The 24249-nt window shown below is 36.5% G+C and carries 19 protein-coding genes; all 19 read left to right on the top strand.

What is annotated here, in order from left to right:
- Positions 1–116 precede the first annotated feature (116 nt).
- The 19 genes from rny (at position 117) to glnA (ending at position 24173) form a co-directional block, all read left to right on the top strand.
- Positions 117–1679, top strand: a complete 1563-nt coding sequence (gene rny / locus ACWPVE_RS21025) for a ribonuclease Y (protein WP_453996806.1) — start codon at positions 117–119, stop codon at positions 1677–1679.
- Between the two features lie 134 nt (positions 1680–1813).
- Positions 1814–2608: a TIGR00282 family metallophosphoesterase gene (locus tag ACWPVE_RS21020; RefSeq protein ID WP_453996804.1), complete on the top strand. Its 795-nt coding sequence runs from the start codon at positions 1814–1816 to the stop codon at positions 2606–2608.
- 299 nt (positions 2609–2907) lie between these two features.
- Positions 2908–3168: a stage V sporulation protein SpoVS gene (gene spoVS / locus ACWPVE_RS21015; protein ID WP_003181955.1), complete on the top strand. Its 261-nt coding sequence runs from the start codon at positions 2908–2910 to the stop codon at positions 3166–3168.
- 113 nt (positions 3169–3281) lie between these two features.
- A complete protein-coding gene (locus ACWPVE_RS21010) occupies positions 3282–4205 on the top strand; it encodes a dipeptidase (protein WP_453996802.1) in 924 nt (307 codons plus the stop codon).
- Positions 4206–4515: 310 nt separating this feature from the next.
- A complete protein-coding gene (locus ACWPVE_RS21005; protein ID WP_453996800.1) occupies positions 4516–6270 on the top strand; it encodes a 2-oxoacid:acceptor oxidoreductase subunit alpha in 1755 nt (584 codons plus the stop codon).
- Positions 6257–7123 (top strand): 2-oxoacid:ferredoxin oxidoreductase subunit beta, encoded by an 867-nt coding sequence (locus tag ACWPVE_RS21000; RefSeq protein ID WP_453996798.1) that lies wholly within the window; start codon positions 6257–6259, stop codon positions 7121–7123. Before ACWPVE_RS21005 ends, ACWPVE_RS21000 begins: the two co-directional genes overlap by 14 nt.
- A 347-nt stretch (positions 7124–7470) precedes the next feature.
- Positions 7471–9000 (top strand): tRNA (N6-isopentenyl adenosine(37)-C2)-methylthiotransferase MiaB, encoded by a 1530-nt coding sequence (gene miaB / locus ACWPVE_RS20995; protein WP_453996796.1) that lies wholly within the window; start codon positions 7471–7473, stop codon positions 8998–9000.
- Between the two features lies 1 nt (position 9001).
- The gene (locus tag ACWPVE_RS20990) at positions 9002–9433 is read left to right on the top strand and encodes a RicAFT regulatory complex protein RicA family protein (RefSeq protein ID WP_453996794.1); all 432 of its coding nucleotides are present in this window, start codon (positions 9002–9004) and stop codon (positions 9431–9433) included.
- A gap of 412 nt (positions 9434–9845) precedes the next feature.
- Positions 9846–10391, top strand: a complete 546-nt coding sequence (locus tag ACWPVE_RS20985) for an outer spore coat protein CotE (protein ID WP_453996792.1) — start codon at positions 9846–9848, stop codon at positions 10389–10391.
- Positions 10392–10636: 245 nt separating this feature from the next.
- Positions 10637–13234: a DNA mismatch repair protein MutS gene (mutS, locus tag ACWPVE_RS20980; RefSeq protein ID WP_453996790.1), complete on the top strand. Its 2598-nt coding sequence runs from the start codon at positions 10637–10639 to the stop codon at positions 13232–13234.
- A 15-nt stretch (positions 13235–13249) separates the two neighbouring features.
- Positions 13250–15142, top strand: coding sequence for a DNA mismatch repair endonuclease MutL (gene mutL / locus ACWPVE_RS20975; protein WP_453996788.1), 1893 nt, complete (start codon positions 13250–13252; stop codon positions 15140–15142).
- A 195-nt stretch (positions 15143–15337) separates the two neighbouring features.
- A complete protein-coding gene (gene miaA / locus ACWPVE_RS20970) occupies positions 15338–16285 on the top strand; it encodes a tRNA (adenosine(37)-N6)-dimethylallyltransferase MiaA (protein WP_453996786.1) in 948 nt (315 codons plus the stop codon).
- Between the two features lie 93 nt (positions 16286–16378).
- On the top strand, positions 16379–16603 hold the full coding sequence (gene hfq, locus ACWPVE_RS20965) for an RNA chaperone Hfq (RefSeq protein WP_057999880.1): 225 nt from the start codon (positions 16379–16381) through the stop codon (positions 16601–16603).
- Between the two features lie 160 nt (positions 16604–16763).
- A complete protein-coding gene (locus ACWPVE_RS20960) occupies positions 16764–17984 on the top strand; it encodes an ISL3 family transposase (protein WP_453996783.1) in 1221 nt (406 codons plus the stop codon).
- Between the two features lie 538 nt (positions 17985–18522).
- Complete coding sequence (spoVK, locus tag ACWPVE_RS20955) at positions 18523–19467, top strand: stage V sporulation protein K (RefSeq protein WP_453996781.1); 945 nt, start codon at positions 18523–18525, stop codon at positions 19465–19467.
- 108 nt (positions 19468–19575) lie between these two features.
- On the top strand, positions 19576–20841 hold the full coding sequence (gene hflX, locus ACWPVE_RS20950) for a GTPase HflX (protein ID WP_453996779.1): 1266 nt from the start codon (positions 19576–19578) through the stop codon (positions 20839–20841).
- 13 nt (positions 20842–20854) lie between these two features.
- On the top strand, positions 20855–22135 hold the full coding sequence (locus ACWPVE_RS20945; protein ID WP_453996777.1) for a methionine gamma-lyase family protein: 1281 nt from the start codon (positions 20855–20857) through the stop codon (positions 22133–22135).
- Between the two features lie 158 nt (positions 22136–22293).
- Positions 22294–22695 (top strand): MerR family transcriptional regulator, encoded by a 402-nt coding sequence (locus tag ACWPVE_RS20940; protein ID WP_453996775.1) that lies wholly within the window; start codon positions 22294–22296, stop codon positions 22693–22695.
- A gap of 143 nt (positions 22696–22838) precedes the next feature.
- Positions 22839–24173 (top strand): type I glutamate--ammonia ligase, encoded by a 1335-nt coding sequence (gene glnA, locus ACWPVE_RS20935; protein ID WP_453996773.1) that lies wholly within the window; start codon positions 22839–22841, stop codon positions 24171–24173.
- Positions 24174–24249: the final 76 nt, after the last annotated feature.

Raw genomic sequence — 24249 nt, 5'->3', positions numbered from 1 at the left:
TTAATCGAGAAGACTCGAAAAAATCTGAGTACACATACGCCAAGGTGCATTGATTATGTACATGCCGACATTTTGATCTAGCAAGAAAAAGTTCATAGCAAGAGGAGGTGAAGAAGATGGATCCCATTTCTATAATCATCTCCGCTTTGTTTGGCCTAATCGTCGGTGCGATTGTTGGCTTTTATGTTCGTAAGTCTATTGCCGAAACTAAAATTGCAGGAGCAAAAAGTGTTGCCGATCAAATTATTGAAGATGCGAATAGGGAAGCAGATTCATTAAAGAAGGAAGCACTGTTAGAGGCAAAGGATGAAATTCACAAACTTCGTACAGAGGCAGAAAAGGAAATCCGAGATCGAAGAAACGAACTACAAAAACAAGAAAATCGTTTATTGCAGAAAGAAGAGAACCTTGATCGTAAGGATGAAACATTAGATAAACGTGAATCCGTATTAGAGAAGAAAGAGGATTCTCTCGCTCAAAGACAACAGCATATTGAAGAGATGGAAAGCAAAGTGGAAGAGATGGTGCAAAAACAACAAGCTGAACTTGAGCGTATTGCTAGCTTAACACGCGATGAAGCAAAGCAAATCATCCTTGAACGCATTGAAAATGAGCTTTCCCATGATATAGCCGTGATGGTGAAAGAAGCAGAAAGTCGTGCAAAGGAAGAATCAGATAAGAAAGCAAAAGAAGTGCTTTCGCTTGCTATTCAAAGATGTGCCGCTGATCATGTAGCAGAAACTACTGTATCTGTAGTGAACTTGCCAAATGATGAGATGAAAGGACGTATTATTGGTCGAGAAGGAAGAAATATCCGTACGCTAGAAACATTAACGGGTATTGACCTAATCATTGATGATACACCTGAGGCAGTCATATTATCTGGATTTGATCCAATTCGACGTGAAACAGCAAGAATTGCGCTTGAAAAACTTGTTCAAGACGGACGTATTCACCCTGCACGTATTGAAGAGATGGTTGATAAATCTAGACGTGAGGTAGATGAATATATTCGCGAAGTGGGTGAACAAACAACCTTTGAGGTTGGTGTTCATGGACTCCATCCAGATTTAATTAAGATTTTAGGTCGCTTGAAGTATCGTACAAGCTATGGCCAAAATGTCTTAAAACACTCAATGGAAGTATCAATCTTGGCAGGATTAATGGCTGCTGAGTTAGGTGAAGATGAAACCTTAGCTCGTCGTGCTGGTCTATTACATGATATCGGTAAAGCTATTGACCATGAAGTGGAAGGTAGCCACGTTGAAATTGGAGTAGAACTAGCAATGAAATATAAGGAGCATCCAGTAGTAATCAATAGTATTGCTTCCCACCATGGTGATACAGAACCTACAACGATTATTGCTGTTCTAGTAGCTGCTGCTGATGCTTTATCTGCAGCAAGGCCAGGTGCAAGAAGTGAGACACTTGAAAATTATATCCGTCGCTTAGAAAAGCTTGAAGAGATTTCAGAGTCCTATGATGGGGTTGAAAAATCCTTCGCTATTCAAGCGGGACGTGAGGTAAGAATAATTGTAAAACCTGATGCAGTCGATGATTTAAATGCACATCGACTAGCCCGTGATATCCGTAAACGAATCGAAGAAGAGTTGGATTATCCAGGCCATATCAAGGTAACCGTTATTCGTGAAACAAGAGCAGTTGAATATGCAAAATAAGAGCGGACTTTTGACCGCTCTTATTTTTTTGCCTATATAGGAAACATTTAGATCGAATTTTATTGGAAATCTCCCTTTGATTATTGAGATTTTTTTCTATTTGTGCTTCACTTAATGATGAAAGGGGCTTTTACATGAAGATTTTATTTATTGGTGATGTAGTTGGATCACCAGGAAGAGAGATGATTCAGGAATATCTTCCGAAACTAAAAGCAAAATTCCATCCCACATTGACAATTGTGAATGGAGAAAATGCTGCATCAGGTCGAGGAATTACAAAAAAAATCTATAACCAATTTCTCGAAAACGGTGCTCAAGCAATAACTTTAGGTAATCATACATGGGACAATAAAGATATTTTTGAGTTTATTGATACAGCAAAAAACATGATTAGACCAGCGAATTTCCCAGAGGGAACGCCAGGTCAAGGAATGATGATTAGCAAAGTGAATGGACAAGAGGTGGCCATCATTAATCTGCAGGGAAGGACATTTCTTCCAGCGATTGAGGATCCTTTTAAAAAGGCCGATGAATTAATTGAACAAGCGAAAAAAAGAACTTCTATTATTTTTGTTGATTTCCATGCAGAGGCTACAAGTGAAAAAATCGCAATGGGCTGGTATTTAGATGGGCGGGTTACTGCTGTTGTTGGAACACACACACATGTACAAACAGCTGATAACCGTGTTTTACCACAGGGAACAGCATTTATCACTGATGTCGGAATGACAGGACCTTATGATGGGATATTAGGGATGGATAAAGAGGCTGTCATTCAAAAATTTAAAACCGCATTACCTGTACGCTTTGAGGTCGTTAAAGGAAGAACTCAATTAAATGGAGTTCTTATTAATGTAGACTCTAAGAGTGGTAAGGCAAAAGGGATTCAACGTATCCTTATAAATGACGATCATCCATTTTTCGATTAAATGTAATAAAAAGGTAGTCTAACCAAGATAAGCCATAATTATCTTGGTTTTTTAATGGAATGATTAAGTTTTTGAATTTTTAGAAAAAGATTAGAAACAAGCAGGAATACAAGTAGTTTCTAGTGAATATAGTAGTTATGGGATCATTATTCGTTGTTCAATAGGACTCGGTAATCCCTGTTAACTTTATATGCCATGGTAGATTTGCGATGATCGTAAAATTACTGATGGTGTGTTAGTGGGTATGGTTCTACCAATCACTCAGGGAAACATTGTAAAGAACAAGGAGGAAAGTAGAAATGGAAATATTAAAAGTTTCAGCAAAATCTAATCCTAACTCTGTAGCTGGGGCACTTGCGGGGGTATTACGTGAAAGAGGAGCTGCAGAAATTCAGGCGATTGGTGCAGGTGCATTAAATCAGGCAGTGAAGGCAGTAGCGATAGCTAGAGGGTTTGTGGCACCGAGTGGAGTGGACCTAATTTGTATTCCAGCGTTTACTGATATTCAAATTGATGGTGAAGAAAGAACAGCTATAAAATTAATCGTCGAACCACGATAATGGTATGTACTTATATAAAAGTAAGGTAAGTGACGGGTGATTGCCTGTTTGTCAACCAAGAGACAAACAGGTATTTTTGTGTACAATAGACAAAAGAAGGAGTTGATCTCGACTTGAAAATATTTGATGCCCATTCAGATGTTTTATATAAAATGTGGATGGATCCTACGATCGATTTTAGAAATTCATCGAAATTACATATTACCTATGACCAATTAAAAGCAACTGGTAGTAAGGTACAATGCTTTGCGATTTATATTCCTGAAGGGGTAAAACCTGAGAGTCGTTTTGAAGTGGCGTTGGAAATGGTAGAGATTTTTTATCAAAAAGTAATTGCCCCATTTCCTTTATTAAAAATAGTAAGAACTAGGGAAGATATCTTATCTTTAAAGGAGGGTGAGATTGGGGCTTTCTTAACCCTAGAGGGCTGTGATGCGATTGATCAGAGTATCGTAAAGCTACAGTCATTAATTAGGCTTGGAGTTTCTTCTGTGGGACTAACATGGAATTATGCCAATTTTGTTGCCGATGGGGTAGGTGAGCCACGAGGAGGAGGATTATCTAGTTTTGGTGTTGAAGTAGTAAAAGAACTCAACAACGCATCTATTTGGACAGATGTCTCTCATTTGTCAGTAAAAGGGTTTTGGGATGTCATGGAAGTAGCTGATTATCCAATTGCTTCACATTCAAATGTAATTGAAATTTGTAATCATCGTCGAAATTTAAACAAGGAACAGATTGAAGCATTAATTAAAAAGAATGGTATGATTGGAATCACATTTGTTCCACAATTTTTACAAAATCAAGGTGATGCATCCATTGAGGATGTTGTGAAGCATCTCGACTATATTTGTTCATTAGGTGGAGAAAATAATGTGGGATTTGGCTCTGATTTCGATGGAATTACAGATACTACAATGGGGCTTGAAAATTACAAAGGATATGAAGCACTGATTAATAAATTATTAAAACATTATTCTGAAAAACAAGTAAAAAAATTCTTGTATGACAATTTTATAGAAAATTTACCTGTGTAAAAAATAAGTAATTGGTTCATAAAGTATAATTTATTGAAAAGTTAAAAAATAATTATTTTTCACTGTTATTTTCTTTGCTAAGGGTTGCTTTTTTTCCTTGATAGGTCTAGAATTGAAAGCGTTTAGTACATATCCAACCAAATAAAATTGGACAGCTTATTGCACCAAAAATTCGGGAAATTTAACCACTCTGTTGTTAAAAAAAGTCCATTTTTATTCCTATAGAAAAATGTACAACTCAGTTGGTAGGTGCTATTCACTGAATATCCAAAAGATAATATATAGAATGTATTCCAAAGGGGTGTAAATCATGATCAATCAACTTTCGTGGAAAGTTGGCGGGCAACAAGGGGAAGGAATTGAAAGTACTGGGGAAATCTTTTCCGTCGCTCTAAACCGTCTAGGTTACTATTTATATGGATATCGCCACTTTTCATCGCGTATTAAAGGTGGACATACGAATAACAAAATTCGTGTAAGTACAACTCAAGTTCGTTCTATCTCTGATGATCTTGATATTTTAGTAGCTTTTGACCAGGAAACAATTGATTTTAATTTTCATGAACTTAGAGATGGTGGAGTAGTGCTAGCGGATGCAAAATTCGGACCTACTATTCCAGAGAATACTAAAGTTCGATTGTATGCTGTACCTTTTACTGAAATTGCTACGGAACTTGGGACTTCCCTCATGAAGAACATGGTTGCGATTGGTGCAACTAGCTCATTATTAGACCTGGATTTGAATGTCTATCTCAATGTAGTAGAAGAAATCTTTGGTCGAAAAGGTCAGCAAGTTGTAGAGAAAAATATGGAAGCAATCAAAGCTGGGGCAGAATTCCTAAATAACCAACTTAGCGAAGACGTAAAGATGAAGCTAGAAAAAGCAGATGGAAAGCAGCGCATGTTTATGATTGGTAATGATGCTATTGCTTTAGGTGCTCTAGCAGGTGGAGCAAGATTTATGCCTGCATACCCAATTACCCCTGCCTCTGAAATCATGGAATACTTAATTAGCAAATTACCTGAATTTGGGGGAACAGTTATTCAAACAGAGGACGAAATTGCAGCTTGTACGATGGCAATTGGGTCCAATTATGCAGGTGTTCGTGCATTTACTGCTTCTGCTGGACCAGGACTATCATTAATGATGGAATCAATCGGTTTATCGGGTATCACAGAAACTCCACTTGTTGTTATTGACACACAACGCGGAGGACCGAGTACTGGCCTTCCAACAAAGCAAGAGCAATCTGACTTAATGGCGATGATCTATGGTACTCATGGTGAAATACCTAAGATTGTGATGGCGCCAAGTACTGTACAGGAAGCATTTTATGACATCATTGAAGCATTTAACCTTGCGGAAGAATATCAATGTCCAGTTATTTTCCTAACAGATTTACAGCTTTCACTAGGTAAGCAAACAGTTGAACCGCTAGATTATTCAAAAATTGAGATTCGACGCGGCAACCTGATTTTAGATGATGATAAATTACAAGAGTTAGATAAAAAAGAATACTTTAAGCGTTATGAAGTGACAGAAAGTGGTGTATCTCCACGCGTCGTTCCAGGTGTAAAAAATGGAATACACCATGTTACTGGTGTTGAACATAATGAACAAGGTAAACCATCTGAGGTTGCAAGTAACCGTAAAGACCAAATGGATAAACGCCTTAAGAAGATTAATAACATTCAATTCAAGACACCTGTCCATAAAAATGTGAAGCATGATGAGGCGGACCTTCTGTTAGTTGGTTTTAACTCAACTCGCGGTGTGATTGAAGAAACAATGACTCGTCTTGAGGAAGATGGTATTAAAGTGAATCATGCACAAATTCGTTTAATCCATCCATTCCCAACGGATGAAATGTTGCCTTTAGTTGAATCAGCTAAAAAGGTATTGGTCGTTGAACATAATGCTACTGGTCAGCTCGCAAACATTATGAAGATGAATGTAGGACATGCAGACAAGATTACTAGCTTCTTAAAATATGACGGTAATCCATTCCTACCTCATGAAGTTCATACAAAATGTAAGGAGTTGTTCGAATATGGCAACGTTTAAAGATTTTCGTAATAATGTAAAACCTAACTGGTGTCCAGGGTGTGGAGACTTCTCCGTACAGGCAGCAATCCAACGTGCCGCTGCAAATGTTGGACTTGAGCCTGAACAGTTAGCTGTTATTTCAGGGATTGGATGTTCTGGACGTATTTCTGGATATATTAATGCATACGGATTACACGGAATACATGGACGTTCATTACCAATTGCGCAAGGTGTAAAAATGGCAAACCGGGATTTAACTGTCATTGCTTCTGGCGGAGATGGTGACGGATATGCAATTGGAATGAGCCATACGATTCACGCAATCCGTCGTAATATTGATATCACATATATTGTCATGGATAATCAAATATACGGTTTAACTAAAGGACAGACTTCACCACGAAGTGAGATGGGCTTTAAAACAAAAAGTACGCCTAAAGGATCAATTGAATCCGCCCTTTCGGTAATGGAGATGGCATTAACTGCTGGAGCTACATTTGTCGCACAAAGTTTTTCAACAGACCTTAAAGATCTAACAGCAATCATTGAAGCTGGAATCAAGCATAAAGGTTTCTCTTTAATTAACGTATTTAGCCCGTGTGTAACGTATAACAAAGTCAACACATATGACTGGTTCAAAGAAAATCTAACAAAGCTAGCTAATGTTGAAGGATATGATCCAACAGACCGATCCATGGCTATGCAAACATTAATGAAGCATAATAGTCTTGTAACAGGAATCATCTATCAAAATACTGAAAAACCTTCTTATCAAGAACTTGTACACGGTTATAGTGAAACACCACTTGTGCATGCAGATTTAAAACTGGATAAAGAAAAGTTTGATAAACTTGTTGAAGAATTTATGTAAAACAAAATGACCCTACTGAGGCAGATTCCCTTAGTAGGTTTTTTCTTTGTCTAGGTAACCACATTGAAAGTGTAATACTCTTCTGTCAGAAGGTTAAGTTGTAAGAGTGAGCATTTTTTTGATAACACATAATGGCTAAGGTGCCTATACATTTCTATATCTTTACTCGTCGTTTGTTGAGTGATAAAATAGGCATGTATGTCTTGTCTATCAATAATGTACAATTTTCTACAATTTTATGGTTTTATTGTAATAAAACATATTAAACCTTATACTAGTAAAATGTGTAGGTTTTGTAGCGAAACTTAAACGTCAAAGATAGTGTTGAAAGAGGAAGGAGATTTTGCATGAACGAAAAACAACGTCTTGAAAGTACCCAAGTAAAGCCTGCGGACAAAAAATCCGAGAAGGATTACAGTAAGTATTTTCAGGCTGTTTATCAACCACCTTCATTAAAAGATGCGAAAAAACGTGGTAAAGAACAAGTCAATTATTTAAAAGAATTCTCAATTCCTGAAGATATGAAAAACGCAGGAAAAGGAAAACGCTTTTTAATCCGTACGTATGGTTGTCAAATGAATGAACACGATACAGAAGTCATGGCAGGTATATTCATGGAAATGGGCTATGAGCCAACTGAAAATACCGAAGATGCGGACATTATTTTACTAAATACATGTGCGATTCGTGAGAACGCAGAAAACAAAGTATTTGGTGAAATCGGCCATCTTAAACCATTAAAACTTGAAAAACCAGATCTTTTAATTGGTGTTTGTGGATGTATGTCCCAAGAAGAATCAGTAGTTAATAAAATTCTTGAAAAACATCAATTTATCGATATGATTTTTGGTACACACAATATTCATCGCCTTCCTTACATTGTAAAAGAAGCAATGTTCAGTAAAGAGATGGTTGTTGAAGTGTGGTCGAAGGAAGGAGACATCATCGAAAACCTTCCAAAAGTACGTAAGGGTAATATAAAAGGTTGGGTAAATATTATGTACGGATGTGATAAATTCTGTACGTACTGTATCGTCCCTTATACTCGTGGTAAAGAACGTAGTCGTCGCCCTGAGGATATTATTGAAGAAGTCCGTCATTTAGCACGACAAGGGTACAAAGAGATTACCTTACTTGGTCAAAACGTAAATGCTTATGGGAAAGACTTTACTGATATGAAATATGGTTTGGGAGACTTAATGGATGAGATTCGTAAAATCGACATTCCACGTGTTCGATTCACAACAAGTCATCCGCGTGATTTCGATGATCATTTAATTGAGGTACTTTCAAAAGGTGGAAACCTCATGGAACACATTCATCTTCCAGTTCAATCAGGAAGTTCACAAGTGTTAAAATTAATGTCTCGAAAATACACTAGAGAATCCTATCTTGAGTTAGTTCGCAAAATGAAGGAACGAATCCCAAATGCATCCTTTACGACTGATATTATTGTTGGTTTCCCAAATGAAACGGATGAGCAATTTGAAGAAACCCTTTCTTTATATAGAGAGGTAGAATTTGATTCAGCATATACCTTCATTTATTCACCACGTGAAGGTACACCAGCAGCAAAAATGGAAGATAACATTCCGATGGAAGTGAAAAAAGAAAGACTTCAACGTCTAAATGCATTAGTTAATGAGATTTCTGCGAAGAAAAATCGTGCATACCAAGGGCAAATCGTTGAAGTGCTTGTTGAAGGTGAAAGTAAAAACAATCCTGATGTTTTAGCAGGATACACAACTAAAAATAAATTGGTCAATTTCATAGGACCAAAATCAGCAATTGGTAAAATTGTAAAAGTAAAAATAACACAAGCAAAAACTTGGTCATTGGATGGGGAAATGATCGAAGAACCGGTAGAGGTGAAATAACATGGCACTATACACAAAAGAGCAAATTGTAGAACGCGCAACAGAACTAGCAAAAATGATTGCAGAAACTGAAGAAGTTGATTTCTTCAAACGTGCAGAAGCACAAATCAACCAGAATAAAAAAGTTCAGGAAATTATCGAAACCATTAAAAGCTTGCAAAAACAAGCTGTTAACTTCCAACATTATGGAAAGTCTGAGGCGTTAAAGCAAGTTGAAGATAAAATCGATCAATTACAAGAAGAACTAGACAGCATTCCAATTGTTGAAGAATTTAAGAATTCACAAATTGAAGTGAATGACCTTTTACAACTTGTCTCACATACAATTTCAAACAATGTCACAAATGAAATTGTTTCATCGACAGGTGGAGACTTGTTAGCAGGTGAAACGGGATCTAAAGTAAAGAATAAAAGTGGATGTGGCTGCCACTAATCGAACGAAAAAAAGCAAAAGCGTAAAGCTTTTGCTTTTTTTATTGTTTTAAAGTGATTACGTTTTAACCTTACATATGATTTGAATAAGGGCTTCTGCATTTGTTCTATTAGGGGATGGTTATATCAAGTTTTTCATTTTGGCTTGTACGCTTTTAAAAAATGGTACATAAATGGGCGAACGCGCATACAATTAATTATACGGTAATCGTAAGTTCATCTATAAAAAGAAGGACAATGCGTATTTTTAGGTACTTACTCTACATTTCAAATTTACCCTTTTTTGAGTGTACATCAAGAAGGAACATCGAAGTGACTTGTAAAAAGTTTTGAAAAAGAAATCAGTCTTTAGCACACTAGTCAAATGTCCCGCATAGGATGAATTGAAGATTGATTGAGGAGGGTTTGCTCGAATGTCTAATAAATACAGAGAGATTATAACAAAAGCTGTTGTAGGTAAAGGACGTAAGTTTTCACAATCTACTTATACCATTAGTCCACCACACCACCCATCAAGTATTTTAGGGTGTTGGATCATTAATCACCGTTATAAAGCCGAGAAAAAAGGTAATACGGTAGAGGTGCATGGCACATTCGATGTCAACGTGTGGTATTCGTTCGGTAACAATACAAAAACAGAAGTCGTTACTGAAACACTCTCATACACAGACCATATCAAATTGAAGTATAGAGATGAGAATTTCTTAGGCGATAGTTGTGATGTAATCGTTGAAGTGTTACAACAACCAAATTGCTTAGAATGCACAATTTCACCTAATGGAAACAAAATTCTAGTAGAAGTGGAAAGAGAGCTTCTTGCAGAGGTAATTGGTGAAACAAAAGTATGTGTTCATGTAAATCCTGATGGATGTTATGAAGACATCAAAGATTGGGATGTTGACGATGAAGATTTTGAGGACTTAAATCCTGATTTCTTAGTTGGAGACTTAGAGGAATAATTGAAACTAGGAGGCATGACTTCCTAGTTTTTTTTCATGTTTTGGAAGACAAGTCCTGCCCAACTCAATTTTAACTTATGTTATAATATGAAAGGAATTAATCTATAGAGTCGGTATCCGACTTTATAAGATAAAGCCTCTGGCAGATGCCACGATTTTTAAATGGAAAGTTTTCGGATAAGCCGAAATAAAATCGGGCGCAAATACGCCAAGGCGGATTTGAAAAAGTGTTGGGGGATTTATAGATGGCAGAGTATACGCCGATGATAAAGCAATATTTAAGGATTAAGGCAGACTATAAAGATGCCTTTTTATTTTTTAGACTTGGTGATTTTTACGAAATGTTTTTTGAAGATGCAATCAACGCATCTCAAATTTTGGAAATTACATTAACAGCTCGAGATGGCGGTTCTGATGAAAAGATCCCAATGTGTGGGGTTCCATACCACTCAGCTGCAGGATACATCGAACAATTGGTGAATAAAGGATATAAAGTTGCAATTTGTGAACAAACAGAAGATCCAAAACAGGCAAAAGGTGTTGTAAAACGTGAGGTAATCCAATTAATTACTCCTGGAACTGTCATGGAGGGTAAAAACCTTCTAGATAAAGAAAACAATTTCTTAGCATCTATTTCTAGTTTTTCAGATGGTTCTTTCGGATTTGCTTTAACTGACATATCGACTGGAGAAAATCGTGTAACATTATTATCTTCCCATTTTGAAGATGTTATTGGAGAAATCTATGCGAATGGGGTCAAAGAGGTTGTGGTATCCTCTGAATTTGATGAGGATAACCAAAAAGCAATTATCGAACGGTGTCACGTTACAATTTCTTATGAAGACAATTGTGAGGTAGCAAATGAATTTGAACAACTAACAAAGGACCTTGAAGATGAAAAATTGGTCCACACGTTTGGAAGGTTATTAAATTATTTAATAAAAACTCAAAAACGTTCACTTGATCATCTGCAACAGGTCCGTATTTTTTATACAAATCAATTTATGAAAATTGACCTGTATTCAAAGCGAAACCTAGAACTAACTGAAACAATTCGAAGCAAAGGTAAGAAAGGTTCTTTACTATGGCTATTAGACCAAACGGTTACGGCAATGGGTGGACGCTTATTAAAACAGTGGATTGATCGACCGCTATTAAATAAAAGCGAAATTGAATCTCGTCATCATATGGTTCAAACCTTTATTGATCACTACTTTGAAAGATTAGAATTAAGGGATTTATTGAAGGAAGTATATGACCTTGAACGTCTTGCAGGAAGAGTGGCATATGGGAATGTAAATGCACGAGACCTTTTGCAGTTAAAAAAATCGCTTGAACAGGTACCAGGTATTTATCAACTTGTGACACAGTTACAGCACCCTTATGCAAACAATCTTGCGAAGCAAATGGATTTATGTGAGTCATTAACTGATCTTCTTCAGCGTTCCATTAAGGATTCACCACCGATGTCCATTAAAGAAGGGGATATCATTAAAGATGGTTTCAATGAAACCCTTGACCAATATCGGGATGCAAGTCGGAATGGAAAATCATGGATTGCTTCGTTAGAAAAACGGGAGCGAGAAAAAACAGGGATTAAGTCTTTGAAAATCGGTTATAACCGCGTGTTTGGTTATTATATTGAAGTAACAAAGGCGAATTTACAATTTCTTCCTGAAGGTATGTATGAAAGAAAACAAACGTTAACAAATGCGGAACGATTTATCACGCCAGAGCTAAAAGAAAAGGAAACACTCATTCTTGAAGCAGAGGAAAAGATTGTCCAATTAGAATATGATCTGTTTCTTGATATTCGAGAGCAGGTTAAAAGTTATATACCTAGACTTCAGGCTTTAGCGAAGGTCATTAGTGAGCTTGATGTGCTGCAATGTTTCGCGACGATTAGTGAAGAGCGCCATTATTGTATGCCACAGTTTTCTAAAGACAAGCTCTACATTAAAGATGGCCGCCACCCTGTAGTCGAAAAAGTCATGCAAGCTCAGGAATATGTTCCTAATGATTGTGTGATGGAAAAGGGGCGTTCCTTACTTCTCATAACAGGACCAAATATGTCAGGTAAAAGTACGTATATGAGACAAATTGCACTAACTTCAATCTTGGCACAAATTGGTTGTTTCGTCCCAGCAAGTGAAGCAATCTTACCGATTTATGACCAAGTGTTTACACGAATTGGTGCAGCAGATGATTTGATTTCTGGACAAAGTACATTTATGGTTGAAATGCTTGAAGCAAAAAATGCAATCGTGAATGCTACGTCAAATAGCTTGTTATTGTTTGATGAAATTGGGCGTGGGACATCTACGTACGATGGAATGGCCTTGGCTCAAGCAATCATAGAATACATTCACCAACATATTGGATCACACACTTTATTTTCCACTCATTATCATGAGCTAACAGATTTAGAATCACAACTTGAGAATTTAGTAAATGTTCATGTAAGTGCAATAGAAGAAAACGATAATGTTGTCTTTCTCCATAAAATTAAAGAAGGTGCAGCGGATAAAAGCTATGGGATACACGTTGCAAAGCTTGCCGATCTTCCCGATCGCTTAATTGAACGTGCAAATGAAATATTAAACCAATTAGAACAAGGTGAAAAGGAAGTAGTTGTAACGAAAGAGGAATCTACTTCTTTAACCGATCAATTACAGCTTTCATTTTTTGAGGAATCAAGAACCTCTTATAAAAGTGAAGAAAAACATGTGTCATCAAAGGAAAAGGATGTCTTGAAATCTATTAAAGAGATGGATATTTTAGGCCTTACACCTTTGGAGGCTATTAATAAATTATACGAAATTCAAAAACAACTTAAAGGATAAATGTGAGGTGAAGGCATGGGTAAAATCATTCAACTGGATGACCTTCTTTCAAATAAGATTGCAGCTGGTGAAGTGGTTGAGAGGCCAGCTTCCGTTGTAAAAGAATTAGTAGAGAATGCCATTGACGCAAACAGTACTGTAATCGAAATTGAAATTGAAGAAGCAGGCCTTTCCAAAATTCGGATCATTGACAACGGAGACGGAATGGATAGTGAAGATTGTATAAATGCCTTTCATCGTCATGCAACTAGTAAAATAAAGGATGAAAATGATCTATTTCGAATTCGGACACTAGGGTTTAGAGGAGAGGCACTACCAAGTATTGCCTCTGTCTCCGAACTTGAAATGAAGACAAGTACTGGGGACAATTCTGGTAGTCATATTATCATTAAGGGTGGACAATTTATTGAGAAGAAATCAACAAATAGTCGTAAGGGAACTGATATAACGGTTTCTAACCTCTTTTTTAATACACCTGCTCGTTTAAAATATTTAAAAACTGTTCATACAGAATTAGGAAATATTACCGATGCAGTGAATCGAATCGCCCTTGCACATCCAGAAATATCATTCCGCTTGCTTCATAATGGAAAACGCCTTTTATATACAAGTGGCAATGGGGATGTTAGACAAGTTCTTGCTGCGATATATGGACTTTCAATTGCAAAACAAATGGTTCCAATTAATCTGCAATCCTTAGATTTTACAGTAAAAGGCTATGTCTCGATGCCTGAAGTGACTAGAGCATCGAGAAACTATATTTCAACCATAATTAATGGTCGTTATATTCGTAATTATCCACTTGTAAAAGCCATTCAACAAGGCTATCACACCCTTTTGCCAATAGGAAGGTATCCGATTGTCTTGTTAGATATTATAATGGATCCATTGTTAGTAGATGTGAACGTGCATCCAGCAAAACTCGAAGTACGAATTAGTAAGGAGCAGGAGTTAAATCAATTAATTGATGAAGGGATTAAAGATATATTTAAACACAAACAATTAATCCCAGATGCTGTAGCTCCTAAAAAGAAAGAAACACCAAAAACAGAACAGCAGCAATTTGTGTTTCAACATTCGCTAAAAACCGAACCGAAAGAAATGCAACCATTCATTCCGCAAGTTACTGATTTTAACGAAGAAGTTTCAAAAAAGCAGGAAATTCCGATCGAAACTCAAACGCAGGCGATACCAACATCCTATGAAGAATCAACAGAAAGGAAAAAAATGGTAATTGCAGAAAGTGATGAAGAGTCAATCGATACTTTTGAAGACGGTGAAGAGCGGGATTTTACAGGCATTAATACAACCGTAACTGAAACAGAACGCGTGCCTGTCATGTACCCGATTGGTCAAATGCATGGTACCTATATTCTCGCTCAAAATGAAAAAGGTCTATATATAATTGACCAACACGCTGCACAAGAACGAATTAAATATGAATATTTCAGAGAAAAAGTAGGAGAGAACATCACAGATCTCCAAGAACTACTACTTCCAATCACTTTGGAATATTCAACTGATGAGTGTATCAATATAAATGCTCACAAGCATGAGTTAGAGCAGGTGGGGATTTTCCTTGAACCATTTGGTCATAACAGTTATATTGTTCGATCTCATCCACAATGGTTTCCTAAGGGCGATGAAAAAGAAGTAATTGAGGAAATCATTGAGCAAGTACTGAATGATAAAAAAATAGATATTAAGAAATTAAGAGAGGCAGCAGCCATTATGATGAGCTGTAAGGCATCTATTAAAGCAAATCATCATTTGAGAAATGATGAAATTTTTGCTTTACTTGAAACTCTTCGTAAAACAAGTGATCCCTTTACATGTCCGCATGGACGGCCAATCATCATACACCATTCGACCTATGAAATGGAGAAGATGTTCAAACGTGTGATGTAAAGGTTAGTATAATATATAGTTGAAAGCTTGCTCTTTTTGCGAGTTTTCAACTTATAAGCCAAAAGTAGTATGTAAGTTTTGTTAATGTTAGAAAAATATGTTATTTTCTAAGTCAATTTGGATATAATAATTTAGTATTCGTCTTATTATCTATGTTACGATAATAGTATGAATTGAAGTAAAGGTAGTGGTTGATTGGAAGACATGAATAAAGAAAAGCTAGTTGTTCTGATTGGACCAACTGCTGTTGGAAAAACAAAGCTAAGTATTGAACTTGCAAAAAAATTAAATGCTGAAATCATTAGCGGAGATTCCATGCAAATTTATAAGGGGATGGATATTGGTACAGCCAAAATAACATCTGAAGAAATGGAAGGGATTCCTCATCATCTCATTGATATTAAGGAACCCCATGAAAGTTTTTCGGTTGCAGAGTTTCAAGAAGTGGTACGAAAATTAATTACAGAAATACATAAGCGGGGCAAATTACCAATGATTGTCGGAGGAACTGGGCTATATATTCAATCAGTTATATTTGATTATCAGTTTACTGATGATGCTTCAGATCCAAAATACCGAGAAATATTAGAACAACAAGTTGCCGAAGAGGGCGTTGATACTCTTTATCAAGAATTGCAACAAATTGACCCTGACAGTGCAAAACGAATCCACCCTAATAATGTAAGAAGAGTCATTCGAGCGCTAGAAATTTTTAAAACAACTGGGAAAACGATGACGGAATATATGGATGACCAAAAACAAGAACTCGTTTATGATCTTGCGCTCGTTGGTTTAATGATGGACCGAGAGTTGTTATATGAGCGAATCAATAAAAGGGTCGATCTGATGATTGAATCTGGCCTGCTACATGAAGTAGCTCGCTTCTATTCTCAAGGTTTAAGAGATTGTCAGTCAATCCAGGCAATCGGATATAAAGAGCTATATGAGTTTCTTGATGGAACTATTTCGCTTGAAGAAGCCATTTCTAAACTCAAGCAAAATACACGTAGATATGCGAAGAGGCAATTAACGTGGTTTCGAAATAAAATGAATGTAAAATGGTTCGATATGGGTTCGAAAAATAGTTATAAAGAAAATTTTAATGAAATTTATAAATATATTGCAGGAAAGCTAGGAATTTAAGAGAATAGTTAATAATAGGATTATTCGTTTTATCCAAAAAAGGGCAATGACAGTTCTGAGCATCTTGCTTTAAAGTTTAGAGGAGGACATTTCATGAAACAAGCAATCAATATTCAAGACCAAATTTTAAACACTCTACGAAAGGATGGGACATTTGTAACTGTATTTTTATTAAACGGATACCAATTACGAGGATTAGTAAAAGGTTTCGATAATTTTACAGTTTTATTAGAAACAGAAGGGAAGCAACAGCTTATTTATAAGCATGCAATCTCTACTTTTGCGCCACAAAAAAATATTAAATTAGAGCTTGAATAAGAATAAAAAACAACCTTACTTTTTTTAGTAAGGTTGTTTTTTTTGGCTCTATAATATTTGTTGGGGTTTAAACAAAATTTTGTGTGCATAAAAAAACACGCAAACTCCTCATTCTCTTATACTTGAATTGTCCAGAAACAAGTCTAAAGAATGGAGTTGCGTGTATATGGATTTTACCATGATTATTCCTGGATTAAAAGGGTCTATCCTAACCAATGTTGAAGAAGTGGGCGAAGTTATCCGCCTGTACGTTGAATTGGAGCGAAAAGTACATCGGTGCCCTAAATGTAACCAAAGGACGAGTAAAATTCATGACTATCGTATACAAAAAATTCAACACTTAAAGTGGTTTGAAAGAAAAACCCAAATCTTTTATAAGCGTAGACGATATGTCTGTGAATGTGGGAAACGTTTTTCAGAGAAAAATCCTTTTGTCATGCGTTATCAACGTACCTCAATAGAATGGAATCAAGCTATATCAATTAAAGCAATTAAAGGAAAAACATTTAAGGAAACAGCTGAAATCTACGGGTGTTCATCTTCAACCATTATACGTCGATTCGATCAAATTTCACGAAGTGAAATTCGTCCGGTGGAAGAATTACCTACAGTTATAGCTATTGATGAATACAAGGGTGATACCCGCGAAGGGAAATACCAGTTAATCATTGCGAATGGGATAACAAAAGAACCGATTGATATTCTACCAAATCGTTATAAACGTACGATAAAAGACTACTTAAGAAAGCACGGATCTAGAGTGCAAATAGTCATAATGGATATGAATCATTCCTTTAAAGCAGCCGTTCAAGAGGCATTGGGTAAACCTGTTATTGTAGCTGATAGATTTCATTTTTGTCGTTACATCTATTGGGGGCTTGATGGAGTAAGACGTCGAGTACAAAACCAATTTCATGGCTACGACCGTAAAAAGTGTAAACGTATGAAACATGTCTTTCATAAAGACTGCCAACGCTTAACTAAGGATGAGAAATGGCATTTAAATCGTTACTTGGAGATGTCGAATGAACTCAAACAAGCATATGAAATTAAAGAGGCATATCGTACTTGGTTTTTACGTGCTAAAGAAAACGGAAAAAACAGTATCAGTTTGGTTAAAAAGGAATTGGAAGAACTATATAAGTTAATTGAGGATTCAAAGATACCTGAAATGATTAAAGCAATAAAGACCATACAAAATTGGCAAGTTGAAGTATTAAATAGCTTTGCCTATGAATATTCAAATGGGTTTTTAGAGGGAATTAATAATTCAACCAAAGTTCTAAAGAGAAATGCTTATGGATTTAGAGTTTTTGAACGCTTTAGGGCGAAGATTTTATTAACACACAAGTATAAAAGAATTGGGGTACATATTGGTTAACCGAGTTGGTGTGATTCTCCTCTATAAAAAATGATGAATGGTATCATCCATCATTTTTTATAGAGGCCACCAAGCGTAGCGCGGTAGCCTAAAACCCCAACATTTGATTTAGAACCTTTTTTTTCATCTTGTCTATTTTTTCTTCAAGATTTATAAATTACCTCATATACATATATAGTGAAGGAAATTTATTTTCTGGGAAAGCGCAATCTTTGACAAAAAGCACACGTTATTTGTAATAAACACGAAAAAAATGTTGAAATAAAAAGGAAAAACGTATGTATGTGTTAGGTCTAGCTGCAGGCGCCATCGTTCTCTGTTCTGGGCTAATAGCTTCGGAAGGTAATAGAGCACCTTCTGTTAGTTTAACTTATGCTTGCCGCCTCTGCCAGGACGGCAAGGATGACAGCTTTATGCGCAGGATGTGCCTACCCCTAGCTGTAATTGGGTCGCCTTACGCTTTTGTTTTTTCCTTGGGCTTTTGTCACGAAATAACACTAACAACGTATAATGTACACAGAATGAGAGGTGAGAGCTCTTGGATCAACCAATTAAAATGAAAAATAATGGACAAATAAATGTTGTTTTGAATGGAGAAAAAAAGAAACTAAAGGTACTTCATTCAACACCAAAGGACGAATTCTCAACAAGAATCCAAACAAAACATGCAGCTCTAAAAGAAATCGAAGAAGAGATGAACACACTTGTTGGTATGGAAGAATTGAAGAAAACAATTAAAGAAGTATATGCTTGGATATATATAAATAAAAAAAGGGAAGAACAAGGTTTAAAGGTAGGTAAGCAAGCATTGCACATGATGTTTAAAGGTAATCCTGGGACAGGAAAGACCACTGTCGCTCGATTATTAGGGAAATTATTTTTGCAAATGAATGTTCTTTCAAAAGGCCATCTGATTGAGGCGGAACGAGCAGACTTGGTTGGCGAATACATTGGTCATACCGCTCAAAAAACAAGGGATCTAATTAAGAAAGCAATTGGCGGTATTTTATTTATTGATGAGGCTTATTCACTGGCAAGAGGCGGTGAAAAGGATTTTGGTAAGGAAGCAATTGATACCCTTGTAAAACATATGGAAGATAAACAACATGAATTCGTGTTGATTTTAGCGGGATATTCAAAAGAAATGGATCATTTCCTCTCTCTTAATCCAGGACTATACTCTAGGTTTCCCTTAGTGATTGATTTTCCTGATTATACGGTCGATCAGTTGATGGAAATTTCAGCAAAGATGATGCGCGAGCGTGAATATGTTTTTAGCCCAGAGGCAGAGCGTAAATTGCGTGAGCATTTACAAGCTGTTAAAATGGAGTCGTTTCCTGGTAAATTTAGCAATGGCCGTTACGTACGAAATATAATTGAAAAATCAATTCGGACACAAGCAATGAGATTATTGATTGATGACTCGTATAGTAAACAAGAGCTTCAAACCATTCGAACTCAGGACTTGATTTTCAAAGAATAACATGCCGCCTATTTGAATAGGCGGTTATTTCATTTCAAGTTGGTGTAACTACAAGAAATTTGATATGATAGCTAAAGAAAATGACCTTTCATGAAAGTAGGTAAATGAATGGCAAACGAGCAAAAGCAAGAAATGGAAAAAGCTATACTTGTAGGATGTCAAGTTCAAACTGAAGATGATAGTCGTTTTCAGTACTCTCTGGAAGAATTGCAGTCCTTAACTAAGACAGCAAAAGGACAGGTTGTCATGACCATTACCCAAAAGCGTGAGCGTGTGCATCCTGCTACATATATTGGTAAAGGTAAAGTAGAGGAGCTTGTGAACCTTGAGGAAGAATTAGAACCTGATGTGATTATTTTCAATGATGAATTATCACCAAGCCAGGTTAGAAATTTATCAGCAAAGTTTCAAGCGAGGGTGATTGACAGAACACAACTCATACTTGATATTTTTGCCTCTAGGGCTAACTCTAAAGAAGGTAAATTGCAAGTGGAATTAGCCCAGCTTCAATATCTACTTCCACGACTAATCGGAAAAGGGATAGAATTATCTAGACTCGGTGGAGGAATTGGAACAAGAGGACCTGGTGAAACAAAACTAGAGACAGATCGACGACACATTCATAAACGCATCGATGACATCAAAAATCAATTATCAGTCATCGTACAACATCGTGAACGGTACCGTGAACGAAGAAAAAAGAACAATACATATCAAATCGCATTAGTGGGTTACACAAATGCTGGGAAATCTACTTTGTTTAACCGATTAACGGAAGCAGATTCATTTGAGGAGAATTTATTGTTTGCGACACTTGACCCGATGACTCGTAGGATGATACTTCCTGGTGGGATAACGACCCTTTTAACGGATACAGTTGGATTTATCCAGGATCTACCAACTTCGTTAATTGCAGCATTTCGCTCCACATTGGAGGAGGTGAAGGAAGCTGATTTAATCCTTCATGTAGTTGACTCGTCTAACCCAGATTATTTTAACCACGAACAAACAGTTAGTAAACTATTGGATGAGCTGGGAGTCGAATCAATACCGATCCTGACACTCTATAATAAAAAAGATAAAATCCTCCCTGATTTTGTGCCATCATCAAATACGAAATCAATTTTGGTTAGTGCATTTGAAATCAGTGATTTAGTCCTTATCAAAACTAGAGTAGAGGAATCGATGGTTGAGCAGATGACAGAATACAAGGTGTCATTACCTAGTTCAGAAGGCAGGCTATTGGCCCTTTTGAAGCAAGAAACCATTTTAAAAGAATTATATTACAATGAAGAATCGGAGAAATATGAATGCAAAGGTTTTATTTTTCCGAATCATTCCTTACTAGGACAACTAAGGGATTTTTATTCATAAAGGGGAAAACAACATGTTTACAGAATTAGATTATGGTCAACTAATTTCGGAATTAGTTGATGAGACAGAGCAGAAAATTAAAGATGTACATATGAAGATTGAACAAATGATTGATTATAATCAGTTCCGTGTATTAAAAAGCTTTCAAGATAATCGTGTGAGTGATTTTCATTTTAATCCATCCACGGGCTATGGCTATGACGATAGTGGCCGAGATACTTTAGAAGATGTGTACGCGCATATCTTCGGTGGTGAAGCCGCTCTTGTCCGACCTCAAATAATTTCAGGTACCCATGCAATTTCGATTGCCTTGTTTGGAGTCTTACGGCCGAATGATGAATTGCTTTATATTACTGGAAATCCATATGATACATTAGAGGAGATTGTTGGCATTAGAGGTTCAGGTAATGGATCATTAAAGGAGTTTCATATTGGCTATAATACTGTTGATTTAATGCCGAATGGGAGACCTGATTTTGAAGCGATTAAAAATGCCATCAATGAAAATACAAAAATGATTGGTATTCAACGTTCAAAAGGGTATGCAACTAGACCATCTTTTACAATTGCTGAAATAAAAGAAATGGTAGAGTTCGTTAAAGAAATTAAACCAGACGTTGTTGTTTTTGTTGATAATTGTTATGGAGAATTTGTAGAAAAACAAGAACCTTGTCATGTGGGGGCAGATTTAATTGCTGGTTCTCTCATTAAGAATCCAGGCGGTGGGCTTGCTAAAACAGGTGGATATTTGGTTGGAAAAAAAGAGTTAGTTGAAGCTTGTTCATATCGGATGACGTCTCCTGGAATTGGGTCAGAAGCAGGAGCATCACTTTATACATTGCAAGAAATGTATCAAGGATTATTCCTTGCTCCACATATTGTTGGACAGGCCTTAAAAGGAGCTGTATTTACAGCAGCTATTTTAGAAAAGATTGGCTTAAAAACAGAACCTAGCTGGGATAGTGAACGAACGGACTTAATTCAATCTGTTCAATTTGATAATAAGGATATGATGGTAGCATTTTGCCAGGCTATCCAATTTGCATCACCTGTAAATTCACATGTAACGCCATATCCAAGCTACATGCCAGGGTATGAGGATGATGTAATCATGGCGGCAGGTACATTTATTCAAGGAGCAAGTATTGAATTAACTGCAGATGGGCCAACGCGTCCTCCGTATGTAGCGTATGTACAAGGTGGTCTTACTTATTCACATGTCAAGATTGCGATTTGCTTAGCGATCAATCAATTACTTTCTAAACAACTGCTTTCAATACAAACAGAGGGGTAAATTCCCTCTGTTTTTTTTGTGATCTTTATAGGTATTCCAAACTAATTTAGGCAAGATCATTTTAAAAAGTTTTCATGTCAGATTTTCTAACATTGTGTTGACAGATAATCTGACATCATATAAAATCTAACTATTCATTGCAATGAGGAGGGTCCCATATGAGTGATGAAATTAGGCGTTCCATGCCACTCTTTCCGATTGGAATTGTCATGCAATTAACGGAATTATCTGCTCGGCAAATTCGATATTATGAGGAAAATGGTTTGATTTCTCCTGCAAGAACAGAAACAAATCGAAGACTATATTCATTTAATGACGTGGATCGATTACTTGAAATCAAAAGCTTAATTGAACAAAAGGTTAACTTGGCTGGAATAAAACAAATTTTTGCAGTTCAAAAACAGGGAAAAGAAATAGAAGAAAAACCTGTGGAACCTGTGAAACAAGAAATTTCTAATTCTGAGCTAAGAAGACTTTTGAGAAATGAGATCTTACAAGCAGGAAGATTTAAAAAGCAATCAAGTCCACATCATGGTGATATGTCGAGATTTTTTCATTAGGCTCTTTTCTTAAAGATTGTCGGGGAATTGGAAGTTCGTGTATCAACACATCTAACTAATAACAATGTTTATGAAAATAGCCTATATAAATAGCAACAGATGACAAAACTATACTTACAACTAGGTTTGGGGAGGAAGACTTAATGTCCAAATATACGAAAGATGATATTTTTCGTTTAGCAAGTGAAGAAAATGTGAAATTTATTCGTTTACAATTTACAGATATCCTTGGAACGATTAAAAATGTTGAAATTCCTGTAAGTCAATTAGAAAAAGCATTGAGCAATAAAATGATGTTCGATGGCTCTTCCATTGAAGGGTTTGTGCGCATTGAAGAATCAGATATGTACCTTTTTCCTGATTTAGACACATGGGTTATTTTCCCATGGACTGCCGAAAAAGGAAAAGTTGCTCGTTTAATTTGTGATATCCATAATGCAGATGGTACCCCATTCGAAGGGGACCCGCGAAACAACCTTAAAAGAGTCTTGAAAGAAATGGAAGAGTTAGGATTTACGGATTTCAATCTCGGACCCGAACCTGAATTTTTCTTATTTAAACTAGACCAAAACGGCGAACCGACTCTTGAGCTTAATGATAATGGTGGTTACTTTGACTTAGCACCTACGGACCTAGGTGAAAACTGCCGTCGTGATATCGTATTAGAGCTTGAAGAAATGGGATTTGAAATTGAAGCTTCTCACCATGAGGTAGCACCTGGACAACATGAAATTGATTTTAAATACGAGGATGTTCTTACGGCTTGTGATGAAATTCAAACGTTCAAACTTGTTGTAAAAACCATTGCACGTAAACATGGTTTACATGCAACCTTTATGCCGAAGCCATTGTTTGGTGTAGCTGGATCTGGTATGCACTGTAACCTTTCATTGTTCAAAGGCGAAAAAAATGCATTTTTTGATCCAGAAGGCGACCTTCAATTAAGCGAAACAGCGAAACAATTTATAGCTGGTATTCTAAAGCATGCTCCGAATTTTACAGCTGTAACAAATCCGACTGTTAACTCTTATAAACGCTTAGTTCCTGGTTATGAAGCACCATGTTATGTGGCATGGTCTGCTCAGAATAGAAGTCCACTTGTTCGTATACCAGCTTCACGTGGATTAAGTACTCGTGTAGAGGTACGTTCTGTCGATCCTTCTGCAAATCCATATATGGCCATGGCTGTATTACTCGCTTCTGGTTTGGATGGTATTAAGAATAAATTAACGCCACCTGCACCAGTAGACAGAAATATCTATATCATGAATAAAGAAGAGCGCAATGAAGCGGGAATCGTAGACTTACCACCGACACTATCTCTAGCATTAGATAAGCTTAAGCAGGATGAGGTGTTAATCAAAGCGTTAGGCGGACATTTATTCGAACATTTTGTTGAAGCAAAAGAAATTGAATGGGATATGTTCCGTACTCAAGTTCATCCATGGGAAAGAGAACAATATATGAAAATGTATTAATAAAATAATAAGAACCCTTACCATTCGTGGTAAGGGTTCTTTGATGTTAGCGAGAAAGAACATTTCGATAACGAAA

The sequence above is a fragment of the Bacillus nitroreducens genome (assembly GCF_964021195.1).
The sequence above is the reverse complement of the archived record's forward strand: the minus strand, read 5'-3'. Positions and strand labels throughout refer to the sequence as shown.